The sequence below is a fragment of the Vibrio ichthyoenteri ATCC 700023 genome, assembly GCF_000222605.1.
In the GTDB taxonomy this organism is placed as follows: domain Bacteria; phylum Pseudomonadota; class Gammaproteobacteria; order Enterobacterales; family Vibrionaceae; genus Vibrio; species Vibrio ichthyoenteri.
Genome location: NZ_AFWF01000005.1, coordinates 35,942 through 51,344, shown reverse-complemented (window position 1 = coordinate 51,344; position 15,403 = coordinate 35,942). Strand labels below are relative to the sequence as shown.

Genomic DNA, 15,403 nt, shown 5'->3' with positions numbered 1-15,403 from the left:
GAACATAACCGCGTTAACTAGACGCTTAATTGAGGTGTTTTCCGCGCTCTGAGAACATCGCGGATTTTTAGCAACAGAATCATGCTCGCCAACATTAAGGTTATCGCATTGGCGATAATAATTGGCCAATCCTGCATCGCAATACCATAGATTAGCCACAGAAATACGCCCAGGACAAAACAACTGTACATCGCCAGTGAAATCGAAGCGGTATCGCCCGTTTTTAGAATATGCAGAACTTGAGGAACAAAGGAGCAAGTGGTACAAAAAGCGGCGATGTAGCCGAGAATAGTGACATCAATCATTATGTTATACCTATAAAAATGCCCCGCATATGCAGGGCATTGATCATCGATTAAACTATTTCATTTCTACCCAGAAATCTTTGTTCGCTTCAAGTAAGTCTTCTAGAATATCTTTTGCTACGCTTGCACTTGGAATGGTTGCCGATAGCGTTAGTGCTTGCCATAAACGTTGCTTAGAACCTTCAACGTGGGCTTTAACCACCAATTTCTCAACCGACACTTGTTGGCTCATCATACCTTTTTGGAACTCAGGGATTTCACCAATTTGTAATGGCTTCGCCCCCGTATTATCAACGATACATGGAATTTCAACCATCGCCGTTGGGTCAAAGTTACTGATCGCGCCATTGTTTGGCACGATAAGCAGCATGCGCTCTTTAGTATTGAAGGCAATCGCTGTCGCTAGGTCAACGATGTACGATGCATGCTCTTCTACTTCAATCGTAGTGTCACTGGCTGTGCCGTTGGCAATAATACGATGGCACTCAGTAAACACTTCTGCCTCACGGCCTTCCATCACTTCATTAGCACGAGTGAACTCTTTGTTTGAGTGCTCAACCACATAGTCTGGGTACATGTAGTATTTTAGGTATGTGTTTGGAATTGTTTCTGGGTCCAATGCATACACATCACGTACTTTGATAAAGGTTTCTTTCCATGATTCATCAGTATGCTGAGCACCACTCAACACGCTTGGTGGCAGGTAACCGTTATCTTTGATGTACTCTTTAATGCGTGGCATTAGATCTTCACCCGTTTTCGCATCTTTAAACTCTTTCCACCAGCCAAAGTGGTTCAAGCCGTAGTACATGATGTCGAACTGTTTACGATCTTCGTAACCCAAAATTTCAGCGATGCGAGTTTCGATACCAATCGGCATATCACAGATATTAAGCACTTTTGAGTTTGGACGCATCACGCGACAAGCTTCAGCTACAATTGCCGCTGGGTTTGAGTAGTTAAGCATCCAAGCATTTGGTGAGTATTTTTCCATGTAATCGATCATTTCGATAACCGCTGGGATAGAACGAAGACCATAAGCCATACCGCCCGCACCACACGTTTCTTGACCGACACAACCGTGGCGTAGTGGAATTTTCTCATCTTGCTCACGCATTGCGTACAAACCTGCACGAATGTGAGCCATACAGAAATCGATATCGGTGAATGCTTCTTCCGGATCGGTGGTGTATGAGAATTCAATATGCGGTGCACGTTCTTTTAGAAGAATTTTACATGCTTCTGCAATCGTTTCCTGACGTTGTGCAAAATTGTCATAAAACTTCAGTTTACGAATTGGAAAACGATCTTGGTTTTCAAGCAGCATCATCACGATACCAGGAGTGAAAGTTGAACCGCCGCCTGCAATAACTACTGAGAATTCTGTTTTCATAATAAGCCTCGTTTAAGGTAGGCGGGATTATTTCCGCCCGAATAAATTGGTTTTGAATATTGATATGTGTTACTAAATTTTTTTAAGCCGTTGTATCTCTATAACCGTTGTTTTAGTTTGCCGTACTGAGTGTTAGCTCTTCCGCCAATGCTTTTTGTTCTTCTTTGTAAGCACTGACGATCTTTTCACATTCTTCTCGAAGCTGAGGGACACTCAGACCGATAATCACTTGTACCGCTTTGCCGTTTTTCACTAAGTTCACCGCACCTGTACTCATGAAGTACTCCGCTGATTGAACTTTGTCTGGGTCAACAACAGTCACTCGTAAACGGGTCGCGCAGTTGCTCAAATCTTCAAGGTTTGCCACACCACCTAACCCTTCTAGTGTTTCAATCGCTTGAATTTGTAACGGGCTTGTACCTTGTTGACCTTTGCCAGTAATACCGTGCTTTTTATTGAAATCTTCTTTGTTATGTAGCTTCATTTCAGCATCACCGCGGCCAGCAATTGGCACATCAAATTTCACAATAAGGAATCTGAAGGTGAAGTAGTAAATAACGGTAAAACAAAGACCTATCGCTATTTGCGCCACAACCATACTGGTGTGATTACCAAGTAAAGGAATCCAGTTACCGGTAGCAAATTCAATCAAGCCGCCACCCATGTTTCCAACCACACCAAAGCTATACATCACCATTGCCATTGCACCAGCAAGGACAGCGTGAATTGCAAACAACCAAGGCGCTATGAATAGAAAAGTAAATTCAAGAGGTTCCGTAATACCCACTAAAACCGCAGTTAACGTTGCCGGGATGAGTAGCGCTGCTACTTTTTTACGGTTTTCCGGTTTTGCCGTGTGGTACATCGCCAAAGCAATACCAGTACAACCAAAGATTTTTGAGTTACCGTGCAGAGCAAACCCACCCGCAGGGAACAGATCTTTCATCGCTTGGCCAGATTGTGTGAAAGCTTCAAGGTTAGTAAACCAGTCCACTGCAATGCCGTTTGGCGTCGCAATATTGCCGTAAACAAAAGGCGCATACACAAAGTGGTGTAAACCAGTTGGTATAAGGATTCGCTCGAGGAAGGTATAAAGCCAAACACCAAACGAGCCTGATTCAACCATGAAAGTTTGTAGACCTAAGATGCCGTGTTGAATCGATGGCCATACGTATAGCGTTAACCACGCCGCCGGTAACATGGCGAAGAAAGAGATCATTGCAACATAAGAAGCGCCTTGGAAAATACCCAAATAGGAAGGCAATTGTTTCTCAAATGTGCGGTTATGAATCCAGGTCACTAAGCCTGAAATAATGATCGCGCCAAAAATACCGGTATCAATGGTCTTAATGCCCGCAATTTCAGTTAAACCCGAAGTACCGCCAATCGGCTGAGAGAAGTCCACGTTGAAGAACTCGCCCCAAAAACCCCCCATCGCACCAACGAAGTAGTTAAAAGTTAGGTATGAAACCATCACTACCATCACCGCTCGTGCATGAGCTGTTTTCGCAAGACCGATTGGTAAGCCAACCGCGAACAAAAGCGCCATGTTGCGGAAGATAGTCCAACCACCTTCTTCAATGACTTGTAACACTTGATAATACAATCCGTTTTTATCAGCAAGATCACCAACAAATACCGGGTTTTTAAGAACAATGGTTAAACCCACTAGTATCCCTACAAATGGAAACAGCAAAACTGGGGTAAACATTGCTCCGCCTAATCGTTGTATCGCACTCAACATGGCAGGGTCCTTAAATTTGTTATTAATATGTTCCAGAGTGTTCCGTCTTTCGACAGGATTTAAATTACTCATAAAAAACCAATAGGACAAATACATAATAAGCAAATCGTGATCGAGTACAAATTAAGGATGTTTAATGGGATTTAGCTCACCAAATAGGACATATTGATAACCTTTATTCGCAATAGAAAATATGATTTCGACTAAGATCAACAAAAGGTCATTGATTTGTTCTATTTTGAGTGCTAATTTTGCGTCATCATCACCCGTTCCTTGGGCTTGCTTGAATAAAGCAAATAGCAACGTGTACTTTGTTGTTATGAATAATTAAGTGAAATGATTGGTATCAGTGGGCGCACTCAATGGTGAACGTACCAGTGAGCAATAAGAGTGAGTTCAGAGAGGTTAATTATGTTGTATAAGAAAGTTATGCAAGAGCTGAAAAGCCGCATCGATTCAAATGAATTTACTATCGGCGACACGCTACCCACCGAAAAAGAGTTGATGGCACATTACGCCGTTAGCCGCATAACCATTCGTAACGCCATTGAAGAGCTGGTCAAATTAGGCATGGTGGAGAAACGTCAAGGCGCAGGCTCCACCATCATTGGCAAAACCATGGTCGGCTCAATGCTCAGTCTAAAAAGTACCAGTGAATATCTGATTGATACTGGTGCCAAGATCGAATACAAGATTTGCGAATTTACCCTAATGGATGCTGACGATGAGCTGGCAGAAATTCTCGAAATCACACCAGGTGAAAAGGTCTACTTTATTCGACGCTTTAAGTTGATCAATGACGCCCCATCGGTTTACGAAGATTCTTACATGCCAATGTCGATGTATCCAAAAATGAACGTCATGTCGATGGAAGGCTCAAAGTACCAATACCTTGAACAAGATCTTGGCTTTGAAATTGACGGCGCATTTCAAGATTTTGAAGCCATTATTCCCGACAAACACATGTGTGACATTCTCGGTGTCAGCCCGAGAAAGCCGCTAATCCAAGTTCTTTCGGTCGGTAAGCTCACGGATGGTCGCATCTTTGAATACACCAAGATTGTCTCAAAACCTGAAACCATAACCTATAAACACTACCTAAAACGTTAAATTTTCCAGCCCTAATCAAGGGAGTAGCAATGCGATTATATCTCTACGCGACTCCCTAAATTCTCTCTTTGCTCTGCCGCTATCAAGTGATTAATTTACGCCTTTCTTCAACTAAAATTACGCAAAGTCACCCATTCTTGGCTATGTTCAGCGAGTACTCTCACAGAGGATCTTGTGATTATGAACAAATTACTTGCCGAAGGTTTTGGCACATTTTGGTTAGTTTTAGGCGGCTGTGGTAGTGCCGTTCTTGCCGCAGGCTTTCCTGAATTAGGTATCGGTTTTGTTGGTGTTGCACTGGCATTTGGTTTGACCGTTATCACTATGGCCTACGCAATCGGTCATATTTCGGGCTGCCATTTGAACCCAGCCATCACCATTGGCCTTTGGGTTGGTGGCCGTTTTGAGGCGAGAGAAGTTGTGCCTTACATCATTGCACAAGTGATTGGTGGTATCGCGGCTGGCGGCGTGCTGTACATCATCGCAAGCGGGCAAGCTGGGTTTGACGTTACAGCCTCGGGGCTTGCATCCAATGGTTATGCCGAACATTCTCCCGGACAATACTCATTAACCGCCGCTTTGGTATGTGAAGTGGTCATGACCATGATGTTCTTGTTGGTTGTTATGGGTTCAACCGACTCAAGAGCGCCGCAAGGCTTTGCTCCCCTAGCTATTGGTCTTTGTCTAACACTGATTCACTTAATCTCCATTCCTGTCACTAACACCTCCGTCAACCCTGCTCGTAGTACCGGCGTCGCCGTCTATGTGGGTGACTGGGCAACCAGCCAGCTATGGCTATTTTGGGTCGCTCCCATCATTGGCGCGGTGATCGGTGCGCTGCTGTATAAAGTGATTGCCGGAGTGAAAGAGATCGAGAATAGCTGAGATTCGAGAATGAGCTTCGCTCTAAAGAACGCTTCGCTGCTAGATTCGAGAGATTCCCGATTGCGCTCCTTCGTCGCTTTCGGGAATGACGTAATTTCGATTCAGGGCTTTCACCGTCACCCTCAAGATCAAGGCACGAGCGAGTTGGGGATCTCTGCTATTTTCTCGATTCTCAAATCTCGATTCCCAGAGCCTTACTCTCCAAGCGAAGCGTTCTCTAAATCCTTCGTCGCTTTCGGGAATGACGTAATTTCGATTCAAGGCTTTCACCGTCACCCTCAAGATCAAGGCACGAGCGAGTTGGGGATCTCGACCACACAACATCTAAAGAAAGATTCCCGACTACGCTCCTTCGTCGCTTTCGGGAATGACGTAATTTCGATTCAGGGCTTTCACCGTCACCCTCAAGATCAAGGTACGAGCGAGTTGGGGATCTCGACCACACAACATCTAGAGAAAGATTCCCGACTGCGCTCCTTCGTCGCTTTCGGGAATGACGTAATTTCGATTCAGGGCTTTACCGTCATCCTCAAGAGCGAGGCACGAACGAGTTGGGGATCTCTGCTATTTTCTCGACTCTCAAATCTCGACTCCTCAATCTCTACTCCCGTATCTCGAAGCGAAGCGTTCTCTAATCGCCTTTCACATGCTCTGAAAACAAAAAAGCCGCTAAAAGCGGCTTTTATCATCAGGGACAAACTAGATTTTATGTCGACCAAGCAATGAGTGGGATAGCGTAGTGCCATCAACCAACTCAAGTTCACCACCAACAGGGACACCATGGGCGATGCGGCTTGCATCCACTTGATGTTCACGACAAAGCTCAGCAATATAATGCGCTGTCGCCTCCCCTTCTACTGTTGGGTTTGTGGCTAAAATCACTTCACTCACGTCACCTCGACGTAAGCGGTAATCCAGCACGTCTAAGCCAATGTCACTCGGTCCAATTCCGTCAAGCGGAGAAAGGTGTCCCATAAGAACAAAGTAACGACCAGAAAACTGGCCTGTGGCTTCGACAGCGGCAATGTCAGCAGGACTTTCCACTACACACATTTGACCATTCACCTGTCGTTTAGGGTTGGTACAAATATGGCAGACTTCTTCCTCTGTAAAAGTGCGGCATTCATTACAATGACCGATTTCTGTCATCGCCTGGCTCAGTGAATCAGCCAGCAATAAACCGCCTTTTCTATCTCGCTGTAACAAATGAAAGGCCATACGCTGCGCCGACTTGGGGCCAACCCCAGGTAGACAACGTAAGGCCTCCATCAATTGCTCCAGCATATGACTGGTGCGCATTAACTAACCTTGTCGATTAGAATGGCATTTTCATGCCTGGTGGTAGTTGCATACCGCCAGTCACTTGAGCCATTTTTTCTTTTTGAGTTTCTTCAACACGACGAGCGGCATCGTTAAATGCAGCTGCGATTAGATCTTCAAGCATCTCTTTGTCGTCTTGCATCAGGCTTTCATCGATATCAACTCGACGAACACTGTGGCTGCCAGTGATGGTGATTTTAACTAGACCTGCGCCTGATTCACCAGTCACTTCCATGATTGCGATTTCTTCTTGAAGCTTTTGCATGCGATCTTGCATTTGCTGGGCTTGCTTCATCAGATTGCCCATACCGCCTTTACCAAACATAGTTATCTCTCTGATTATGTTTACTCATACCGCCTAAATTTAGGTGGTAAAGTATTAGCTTGTGGTTACCTTCATAGATGGGGTCAAAAGCAATAACTTCAACCCTAATCCACGCCGACAGATTTTAAAAACGCGCTATCCAATCATCGCGTCCAATTGATATCGCTAAACCGGCCTTACGCTGTCGCTATCTAGCACAGCCGCAAAACGTGCTTCAATAAATTGTACATGAGGATCAGCTTCTAAACTGTCAAATGCTTGTTGTAATTTCCCTTGATAGAGCGCTTCACGCTGCTCCAAAGGCGTTTGGCCTTTGCTACCAATTTCTACGCTGAGATGACATTCTTCGCCCAATACCAAATTCAAGGCCGCCAGTAACTCAGCTTGCGCTCGGTCAGTGTTCAAATGCGCCTGTTCAGGACGTAATGTTAGCGAGATGGTTGAGTCGTTCTTCTCATAGTATGAATTCAACGCTAATTGCTCTGTTAACTTAGCTGTCGCCAGTTTTGCAATCAGTGCAGACCATGCATTTTGGGCGATCGATTCATCCGCTAATTTTTGCACCATCTCAGGTGTTTTTTCGTGCTCTAACGCCTGCTTGATTTGGGTTGGCGTTAGCTCTTTTTTCTCTTGCTTGTGCTCTTGAGGCGACGTCGGCTTCCACCGATAAGCTTCATCCTTTTGTTCCTCTACCGGAACTGCAGGTAAACCATTTTCAAGCGACGACACCTGCACAGAGCCCGCGTGTTTTTGAGCAACACGATCAAGCACCGATTCTTTTTTAGTAGCAGATGTCGCACTAGCCTTTTTTGAGTCACCGCCTTGGTTACTCGAGCTAGAGCGCTGAGAACGCAGCTGATGTCGCAAACCACCCAAAGAAGGACGAACGGCTGGTGCTGCTTGAGCGTCAGGTGCCGGTTGTGAAACGGGCGCTTGAGGCGTCGTATTCATTGGTGCGGGCGCGTTATCATACGTGTCGTAATACGCTTCCGGTGGCGCCATGTCATACTCTGGTGCCATATTATTCGGCATCGCATCAGAGCTAGGCGGCGCATTATATTGCGGTGCCATTGGCTGCGCTGGCATCGTTGGTGTCGCTGATGTACTTGGTTGAACACTTGGTGCAACTGTAGGTTGCATCGGTGCCACTGAGGACTGAACCTCCGCCGGAGGTGCAATTGGCGCTTGTGGAGCCGGCACTGGTGAGGCCGCTGGCGAAACTTGAGCCACTTCAGTTGAAATTACATTTGCCGTCGCCACTGCAGGTCGAAACGCCATCATACGCAGCACCACCATCTCTAAACCAATCCGTTCAGAAGGTGAAAATGGTAAGTCTTGACGGCCTTTCAAGGCAATTTGGTAATAAAGTTGTACATCTTGCGGCGACAACGCACGAGCCAATAACTCAACTTTTTCCGCATCTGGTTGTGCTTTATCTAGGGTTGATGGCAACGCCTGACATAACGCTATACGATGCAATTGAGCGGCAAGTTGATTAAGTAATCCATCCCACTCCACACCATTTTGAGCCAGATGATTCAAACTATCCATCGCTTGCTGCGGCTGCTTTGAGCTAATTGCTTCAAGTAGATGTAAAGCTTGATCGGTATCGAGCGTTCCCAACATATGGCGAACTAATTCCGCCTGAACTTGACCGTTACCCAGCGCGATAGCTTGGTCAGTTAAACTCAGCGCATCACGCATACTGCCGTCAGCTGCGTGAGAAATTAATCCTAACGCACGTTGTTCAAAATCGAGTTTTTCTTGGTTAAGAACATGCTCTAACTGTTGGTGAATATCATCAACACTGATCGGCTTTAGGTGGAACTGCAAACAACGTGACAATATCGTCACTGGCAGTTTTTGCGGATCGGTCGTCGCTAAGATGAATTTCACATACTCTGGCGGCTCTTCCAGCGTTTTCAACAACGCGTTAAAGCTGTGACGCGAGAGCATATGAACTTCATCGATTAGATAAACTTTGAATCGACCACGTGCCGGCTTGTACTGCACGTTATCGAGCAACTCACGGGTATCTTCTACTTTGGTACGCGAAGCCGCATCGATTTCCAGTAGATCAACAAAACGACCTTCATCGATTTCTCGGCAAGTATCGCACTCACCGCAAGGTGTTGCGGTAATGCCGGTTTCACAGTTTAAACCTTTAGCAAATAAACGACCGATCGTGGTTTTCCCCACACCTCGCGTACCACTAAACAGGTAAGCATGATGTAAGCGATTTTGTGCTAAAGCATTTTCTAAAGCTGTTAATACGTGGGCTTGACCAACCACTTCATTAAACTTGGTTGGTCGCCATTTTCGCGCTAAGGCAAGATAACTCATGAACCGTTCCGATTAGTGACCGTCAAACTCGCAGATGCTGTAAATATTCAGGCCTAATTTTTCTAGACGCTTATCACCACCAATTTCAGGTAGGTTGATAACGAATGCTGCGTGCTCAACTTCACCACCAAGTTGGCGAATTAGCTTTGTTGTGGCTTCAATCGTGCCGCCAGTTGCTAGTAGGTCGTCAACCACTAACACCTTGTCGCCAGCGTTGATTGCATCAACATGAATTTCAAGCGTATCAGTGCCGTACTCAAGCTCATAAGTTTGCGCTACCGTTTCGCGTGGCAACTTACCTGGTTTACGTACTGGAACAAAACCAAGGCCTAATTCTAGAGCCAATGGTGCACCAAACAGGAATCCGCGCGCTTCTGTACCAACCACTTTGGTGAAGCCCATGTCTTTATATTTATCAACCAGCAGTTGAATGGTTGCTTGATATGCTTGAGCGTCTTCTAGAAGGCTGGTTACATCACGAAATAGAATGCCTGGTTTTGGGTAATCAGCGATGCTTTTGATGCTCGCTTTGATCAATGAGATAGTTTCAGTCGTCATAACTCTTTACTTAAAATTGGCTACGCCATCGTAATCATTTTAGCTTACGGCGGGCGAAAATTGATTGTTTCAGCCCGCTATCGAGATAAAAATCGTAGGGGTGAAAAAACAAACGCCCACCAAAAAATGTGGGCACACTTCCCGCCAATCTTAGTGATTTTCTTCTTTATCAGCAAGGTGCTCTATCACAGGTAAGCGAATAAACCAGCTAAGTAAAGCCAACAGCATGATTAGCAGTGCAATCTTTAGCCAATCGTGTGGGACGATATAGATAGAAAAAGAAAAACTGGCGATCATAACCAATGCACCGCGCCATTTTACTTTTTGCGAAACCGCTCGATATTGATGCCAATTGGTAATAATCGGACCAAAAGTCTTATGCTCACTTAGCCAGCGATGAAATCTCGGACTGCTGCGCATGAAGCAGGCGCTTGCGAGCAAGACAAAGGGAGTAGTAGGAAGGATAGGAAGGAAAATGCCTAAGATACCTAGGCACAAGCTTAAGCCACCAATCAGGTTTAAGAAAAAATGACGAATAGCGATGGCTTTGCTCCAAATTTAATTGAAAACCGCGTAGCCATTAAAGACACGAATCCAAGTCAAGGTGGCTGGAAGCGTAGGAATTAAAAGCACTGCGATAAATCCAAGAAAGTAGTAAATATTATAAGGTTCTTTAAAATCTTTGTCTGCCATTGCTCACACTCTATTTTGTAAAAGAAAACTGCAATATCGTCATCACTAAGTCCATCCAAATAGCACTACATCGACAATTCTTGATCGTCTGAGTCGTTTGGAGGCTTAACTGGATACCATACCTCGCCATTACGTCACGGTTAACAAATGGCTGCCAATATATTTCATTATTGTTAACTGCAACTATAGCGTAATGTCATGGCGACAAACACCGATTAACTTTGTGGTTATTCGCTAGCTAGGTATCGCTTGCGCCTGATGTAGATAGGGAAAGAGAAAGAGAAATATAGTGACTAAAGCAAAAAGCAGCGTAAACGCTGCTTTAAAATATGGTAGGTATTGTTGTTCGGGTTACGATTTATTAACCAACTTTCTCGATAGATCCAAACTAAAGCTACTTGCCCCTAAGCGGCTCAAGCTGATGGAGCAACCTTGGTTAATATCGAGCTCTGTCGTGGTGAAATTTTTGACACATTTATCACCCAAACGCACACCGGCTTCAATTTTATGACTTTGATTAGCGCTACGATAAGTCGCTTCAAGGCCAGCGGGCAGTAAACGCATTGTACCTTCAGCAACATCCGCGACACCAAATATGGCTCGAATCGGCATAGCACAATCGGTACAACGAATCCCCTTCTCCAGCAACTCCGCAAGATCTTTTAAATCGGCATTAAAAGATTTCAAGTTGCGTAGATAGTCATGGAATAGTGCGCGCACCAACAGTGTACTAGCCGCGCCATGAGCATATTCACTATCTGAATCAACCAAATAAAACATAAACTGGCCATTCATTAGCCATGCATAGTCAAACACCAACGGCATAATATCGGCAGACTGCAGCAATCTGTAACTGCATTTCCAATCCCCTTGCGAGGTATCTTTCTCAGGAAGTAAAGCATGTAGCAGATCTTTAGCTGAGCTTGGGTTGTCTTCAAGATGACCCAAATGCCAATGAAGTTCTTGTTCTTCGGGCATATCACCACTATCAACGCGGAACCATTGGCTAGAAAAATCGCGCGTATCACCGACGTGACTATCAGAATCTTCTAAGGTGTTCTCAATTGCGTCAGTCAAATTAGTTGGATCGCTAATGGGCTTGGCGAGAAAATCTTTAATACCGAAACGCAGCGCCTTTGCGACATCTGACATCTCTTCTGTTGCTGAGACCACGATAATAGGTAAAGAGGGATACTCTAAACTCACCTCTTCGACGAATTCAATTCCGTTCAATACGGGCATCGCAAGATCACACAAAATTAAATCCGGCTCGAATGAACTCAACTGGCGCAACCCCTCTAGCCCATCTTCCGCTTCCAATACTTTGTAGCCTTGCGCACAAAGTATGGACGTCGTGATGCGACGAAAAATAGGGTCGTCGTCAACGAGTAACACACGCTTTTTCTGAGTTCCAGCCTGGCCGGATTGCAGGACCTGAGCCTCTGATATCTTATGCATGGAAATGCCTCATACAACTTCTTACAACGTAATAATTATGACTTATTGTTATATTTATAAGTAGAATGATCGAACTTCTTAAAAATAGTCGTGAACCTATATTTATACAAATATGCTGAACTCTCACTTTATTGCATACAATATGTATGAAATGCTAAAGATCGCATTACTTGTTGATGTGCCTCAATCTTTAAACGAGATGTTCAATATAAATTAACCCAATTCGTAAAAAAATGTGTCCAGATGATGAAATTAGATGATCTAAACCTGTTTCGACTGGTTGTCGAAAATGGGAGCTACACTGCAACGTCACGAAAAACCATGATTCCGGTTGCAACCATTACGCGACGCATTCAAGCTTTAGAAGATGCGTTGAATTTACGCTTGCTCAACCGCCACGCTCGTAAGCTATCACTCACCGAAGCTGGCGAACGCTTTTATGGTGAATGTTCACCTTTGTTACAGCGTTTGTCTTTTGTCACCGAAGAGATTTCCGACGAATGTCGCGGCGCAGCGGGAAAAATTCGAATTTCATCTCCATCAAACCTCACCAAGCGCATGATGATGCCGATGTTCAATGCCTTTATGCAGCAATTTCCTGATATCAGCATCGAGTTGAACACCAGTAATCACGCCGACCAACTTGATCCTACTGAGTGGGATGTTATTTTCCGAGTGGGTCCACAACGCGATTCAAGCTTAATCGCTCGTAAAATCAGTGCCGTAAAAGACATCCTCGTTGCAAGTCCTGAATATTTACGCGCTCATCACGCTCCAGTTCATGCCGAAGAATTGCATAACCACTCGCTATTGAAAGGTGACCCACTGAAGAAGTGGCAACTGATCAATGAAAGCGGTGAGACCGTCATCAACAATGATAATGGTCGCTTCCAAGCCAATGCGCTCAATGTGGTTCGCAGTGCTTGTTCAGATGGTCTTGGTATTACCCTGATGCCAGATGTGATGATCCGTGAGTTCATCGAAGATGGTAGCTTAATTCAGGTACTCAAAGATTGGAGCGCTAACCCGCGTGATATCTATATGCTTTATAATCATAAAGATCATCTACCGGAGAAAGTGCGTCTATTTATCGATTTTGTGATTGCTTACAATATTCACTAAGCCTTCCAATAAAAGAGCTTGGCTAGTCGCCAAGCTCTTTTTCTATTCAGGTCTGTATATCTCACCCATAACCGGGGAACTAGAGAAACTCGACAAACTTGGCTAAATCGCGTTCCGGTGCTTTCATCGGTGTGCAACCTGGTGTCCCTAAATACAGAAAGCCGACAATCTGGTCCTCTCCCTTCACACCAAATGCATCGCGTACTGAATCATGAAACATCCACTTGCCTGAGCGCCAAAAACCTTGAAAACCTTGCGCGACAGCGGCCATTTGCATCGCTTGTGCGGCGCAACCGGCAGATAAGTGCTGTTCAAAGGCTGGCACTTTTTCGTGTTCTGTTACTTTAGCAATCACAGTGATCACCATTGGCGCTCGAAAAGGTGCGTTACTCGCTTTATCAATCACCGCTTGGTCACTGTTATCAGCTTTCGCCGCTGCGGCCAAAATATCAGCCAGTTTTTGCAGCCCTGTCCCTTGAGCAATGACAAAGCGCCATGGCGTCAAACCGGCATGATCAGGCGCGCGCAAACCGGCACGAATAATGTTCTCTAATGCCTTCCCTTCTGGCGCTGGCGCTGAAAGCCGAGCGATTGAACGTCGGTTAAGCAGTAATTCTAGAGCATCCATAGCATTCCTTTATGTCACTGTACTTTATTTCATCATAACTGCGTTCTAGCCGATTCTGCAATTTCCTGAGTAAAAGTTGTGCATAAAAAAATCGAGCATCAAGCCCGATTTTTATCGCTATCCAATCGGTCATATCAAGGATTCGATACCGTAATCTTTGCCATAGTTTTCAACTACAAAGTCGATATCTTTATCACCGCGGCCTGACAGATTAAGTAGAATCGAACCTTGGATGCCCTGCTTCGCCAGCTTAATGGCATAGGCAACCGCATGTGCCGACTCAATCGCTGGAATAATCCCTTCTAGGCGTGATAGTTCAAAAAAGGCATCAATCGCTTCTTGATCATTGGCAGTGCCATAATTGACTCGGCCGAGGTCTTTCAAATAGCTGTGTTGAGGACCGACGGCAGGATAATCAAGGCCACTCGCTACTGAGTACACTTGCTGCGGCTCACCTTGGCCATCTTTTAACATATAAGATTTAAAGCCATGCATAACACCGGGTTCCCCCAACGTTAAGGTTGCCGCATGCTCCCCTTCTTCGCTGAGCGATCGGCCCGCTGGCTCTACGCCATGAATGGCCACATTCACATCGTCTAAAAAAGCACTAAATAGCCCCATCGCATTAGAACCACCACCCACACATGCCACCAAATTGTCAGGGAGTTGGCCGGTCATTTCTTGAAATTGCACCCGAGCTTCATTTCCGATAATCGATTGGAAATCTCGCACCATCATTGGAAATGGATGCGGACCAACAACGGAACCTATCGCATACAGTTGTGTGATTGGATCGGTCAAATAGGCCTCAAACGCCGCATCTACAGCTTCTTTTAACGTTTTACGCCCATGTGTTGCAGGAATGACATTCGCCCCTAAGATTCGCATACGGACGACATTAGGGTGCTCTTTGGCAATATCTACTTCACCCATATAAATATCACATTCTAGCCCCACCAACGCCGCTGCGGTGGCAAGAGCCACGCCGTGCTGACCGGCACCAGTTTCCGCGATGAGCTTTTTCTTGCCCATTTTTTTAGCCAGCAGCGCCTCACCCAAACAGTGGTTAATTTTATGTGCACCAGTATGGTTAAGATCTTCACGCTTTAAATAGATCTCAACACCATATTTGTTCGATAGATTTTGCGCATGAAAAATAGGACTTGGGCGACCAACAAAATGCTTATACAAACGAGCAAGCTCTAACTGAAACTCAGGATCTTGACGACATTCATTGTAAGCAGAGGTGATATCGTCCATCACTTTCTGTAACTCTTCCGGAATAAAACTTCCGCCAAATTCACCAAAATAGCCTTGCGCATCAGGCAGCGAATAATTGAATGTGTTTTTCATGAGACTCCTTGTCCTACTTAACTAGTACACCTAGCCATAATATGGATAAAGATATATTCCCACAAACGCAATGCGCCACAATAGCTAAGCCACTCACAAATTTTTTCACCACAGCTTAACCCGTTGATTTGACGAAAAGTGGCGATAAAAAAGCGAGCATAACGCT

16 protein-coding genes are annotated in these 15,403 nt (G+C 45.1%); 4 read left to right on the top strand and 12 right to left on the bottom strand.

The window, feature by feature from the left end:
- Positions 1-17: 17 nt before the first annotated feature.
- From RH85_RS00965 to RH85_RS00955, 3 genes are all read right to left on the bottom strand, one after another.
- The gene (locus tag RH85_RS00965) at positions 18-305 is read right to left on the bottom strand and encodes a SemiSWEET transporter (protein ID WP_006710308.1); all 288 of its coding nucleotides are present in this window, start codon (positions 303-305) and stop codon (positions 18-20) included.
- Between the two features lie 55 nt (positions 306-360).
- Positions 361-1,698, bottom strand: coding sequence for a 6-phospho-alpha-glucosidase (locus RH85_RS00960; protein ID WP_006710307.1), 1,338 nt, complete (start codon positions 1,696-1,698; stop codon positions 361-363).
- A 112-nt stretch (positions 1,699-1,810) separates the two neighbouring features.
- Positions 1,811-3,442: an alpha-glucoside-specific PTS transporter subunit IIBC gene (locus RH85_RS00955; protein WP_006710306.1), complete on the bottom strand. Its 1,632-nt coding sequence runs from the start codon at positions 3,440-3,442 to the stop codon at positions 1,811-1,813.
- A gap of 411 nt (positions 3,443-3,853) precedes the next feature.
- Between RH85_RS00955 and RH85_RS00945 the strand changes: the two genes are divergently transcribed.
- The 3 genes from RH85_RS00945 (at position 3,854) to RH85_RS00935 (ending at position 6,163) form a co-directional block, all read left to right on the top strand.
- Entirely contained in the window at positions 3,854-4,552 is a 699-nt protein-coding gene (locus RH85_RS00945; RefSeq protein WP_006710304.1) for a GntR family transcriptional regulator, read from the top strand.
- Between the two features lie 180 nt (positions 4,553-4,732).
- A complete protein-coding gene (gene aqpZ, locus RH85_RS00940; RefSeq protein WP_006710303.1) occupies positions 4,733-5,437 on the top strand; it encodes an aquaporin Z in 705 nt (234 codons plus the stop codon).
- Positions 5,438-5,446: 9 nt separating this feature from the next.
- Complete coding sequence (locus tag RH85_RS00935; RefSeq protein ID WP_006710302.1) at positions 5,447-6,163, top strand: hypothetical protein; 717 nt, start codon at positions 5,447-5,449, stop codon at positions 6,161-6,163.
- On the opposite strand, the gene recR is transcribed toward RH85_RS00935, so the two are convergent.
- From recR to RH85_RS00900, 7 genes are all read right to left on the bottom strand, one after another.
- Entirely contained in the window at positions 6,137-6,736 is a 600-nt protein-coding gene (gene recR, locus RH85_RS00930) for a recombination mediator RecR (RefSeq protein WP_006710301.1), read from the bottom strand. The genes RH85_RS00935 and recR overlap by 27 nt on opposite strands.
- A gap of 16 nt (positions 6,737-6,752) precedes the next feature.
- Positions 6,753-7,082: a YbaB/EbfC family nucleoid-associated protein gene (locus RH85_RS00925; protein WP_005600207.1), complete on the bottom strand. Its 330-nt coding sequence runs from the start codon at positions 7,080-7,082 to the stop codon at positions 6,753-6,755.
- A 165-nt stretch (positions 7,083-7,247) separates the two neighbouring features.
- A complete protein-coding gene (gene dnaX / locus RH85_RS00920) occupies positions 7,248-9,425 on the bottom strand; it encodes a DNA polymerase III subunit gamma/tau (protein WP_006710300.1) in 2,178 nt (725 codons plus the stop codon).
- A 12-nt stretch (positions 9,426-9,437) separates the two neighbouring features.
- Positions 9,438-9,983: an adenine phosphoribosyltransferase gene (apt, locus tag RH85_RS00915; protein ID WP_005600209.1), complete on the bottom strand. Its 546-nt coding sequence runs from the start codon at positions 9,981-9,983 to the stop codon at positions 9,438-9,440.
- A gap of 150 nt (positions 9,984-10,133) precedes the next feature.
- The gene (locus tag RH85_RS00910; RefSeq protein WP_050799169.1) at positions 10,134-10,499 is read right to left on the bottom strand and encodes a YbaN family protein; all 366 of its coding nucleotides are present in this window, start codon (positions 10,497-10,499) and stop codon (positions 10,134-10,136) included.
- A gap of 42 nt (positions 10,500-10,541) precedes the next feature.
- Positions 10,542-10,676, bottom strand: coding sequence for a hypothetical protein (locus tag RH85_RS23585; RefSeq protein ID WP_005600211.1), 135 nt, complete (start codon positions 10,674-10,676; stop codon positions 10,542-10,544).
- 351 nt (positions 10,677-11,027) lie between these two features.
- Complete coding sequence (locus RH85_RS00900) at positions 11,028-12,134, bottom strand: response regulator (RefSeq protein ID WP_006710291.1); 1,107 nt, start codon at positions 12,132-12,134, stop codon at positions 11,028-11,030.
- 246 nt (positions 12,135-12,380) lie between these two features.
- Between RH85_RS00900 and RH85_RS00895 the strand changes: the two genes are divergently transcribed.
- A complete protein-coding gene (locus RH85_RS00895) occupies positions 12,381-13,256 on the top strand; it encodes a LysR family transcriptional regulator (RefSeq protein WP_006710289.1) in 876 nt (291 codons plus the stop codon).
- Positions 13,257-13,335: 79 nt separating this feature from the next.
- Here the strand turns inward: RH85_RS00895 and RH85_RS00890 are convergent, their stop codons facing one another.
- Together RH85_RS00890 and trpB are read right to left on the bottom strand one after the other, a co-directional pair.
- Positions 13,336-13,884: an NAD(P)H nitroreductase gene (locus RH85_RS00890; protein ID WP_006710287.1), complete on the bottom strand. Its 549-nt coding sequence runs from the start codon at positions 13,882-13,884 to the stop codon at positions 13,336-13,338.
- A 129-nt stretch (positions 13,885-14,013) separates the two neighbouring features.
- Positions 14,014-15,237 (bottom strand): tryptophan synthase subunit beta, encoded by a 1,224-nt coding sequence (gene trpB / locus RH85_RS00885; protein WP_006710286.1) that lies wholly within the window; start codon positions 15,235-15,237, stop codon positions 14,014-14,016.
- Positions 15,238-15,403 lie beyond the last annotated feature (166 nt).

What these genes read in the sequence shown, in the direction of transcription:
- RH85_RS00965 (WP_006710308.1), bottom strand. Translation starts at nt 305, where the DNA reads ATGATTGATGTCACTATTCTCGGCTACATCGCCGCTTTTTGTACCACT.
- RH85_RS00960 (WP_006710307.1), bottom strand. Translation starts at nt 1,698, where the DNA reads ATGAAAACAGAATTCTCAGTAGTTATTGCAGGCGGCGGTTCAACTTTC.
- RH85_RS00955 (WP_006710306.1), bottom strand. Translation starts at nt 3,442, where the DNA reads ATGTTGAGTGCGATACAACGATTAGGCGGAGCAATGTTTACCCCAGTT.
- RH85_RS00945 (WP_006710304.1), top strand. Translation starts at nt 3,854, where the DNA reads ATGTTGTATAAGAAAGTTATGCAAGAGCTGAAAAGCCGCATCGATTCA.
- aqpZ (WP_006710303.1), top strand. Translation starts at nt 4,733, where the DNA reads ATGAACAAATTACTTGCCGAAGGTTTTGGCACATTTTGGTTAGTTTTA.
- RH85_RS00935 (WP_006710302.1), top strand. Translation starts at nt 5,447, where the DNA reads ATGAGCTTCGCTCTAAAGAACGCTTCGCTGCTAGATTCGAGAGATTCC.
- recR (WP_006710301.1), bottom strand. Translation starts at nt 6,736, where the DNA reads ATGCGCACCAGTCATATGCTGGAGCAATTGATGGAGGCCTTACGTTGT.
- RH85_RS00925 (WP_005600207.1), bottom strand. Translation starts at nt 7,082, where the DNA reads ATGTTTGGTAAAGGCGGTATGGGCAATCTGATGAAGCAAGCCCAGCAA.
- dnaX (WP_006710300.1), bottom strand. Translation starts at nt 9,425, where the DNA reads ATGAGTTATCTTGCCTTAGCGCGAAAATGGCGACCAACCAAGTTTAAT.
- apt (WP_005600209.1), bottom strand. Translation starts at nt 9,983, where the DNA reads ATGACGACTGAAACTATCTCATTGATCAAAGCGAGCATCAAAAGCATC.
- RH85_RS23585 (WP_005600211.1), bottom strand. Translation starts at nt 10,676, where the DNA reads ATGGCAGACAAAGATTTTAAAGAACCTTATAATATTTACTACTTTCTT.
- RH85_RS00900 (WP_006710291.1), bottom strand. Translation starts at nt 12,134, where the DNA reads ATGCATAAGATATCAGAGGCTCAGGTCCTGCAATCCGGCCAGGCTGGA.
- RH85_RS00895 (WP_006710289.1), top strand. Translation starts at nt 12,381, where the DNA reads ATGAAATTAGATGATCTAAACCTGTTTCGACTGGTTGTCGAAAATGGG.
- RH85_RS00890 (WP_006710287.1), bottom strand. Translation starts at nt 13,884, where the DNA reads ATGGATGCTCTAGAATTACTGCTTAACCGACGTTCAATCGCTCGGCTT.
- trpB (WP_006710286.1), bottom strand. Translation starts at nt 15,237, where the DNA reads ATGAAAAACACATTCAATTATTCGCTGCCTGATGCGCAAGGCTATTTT.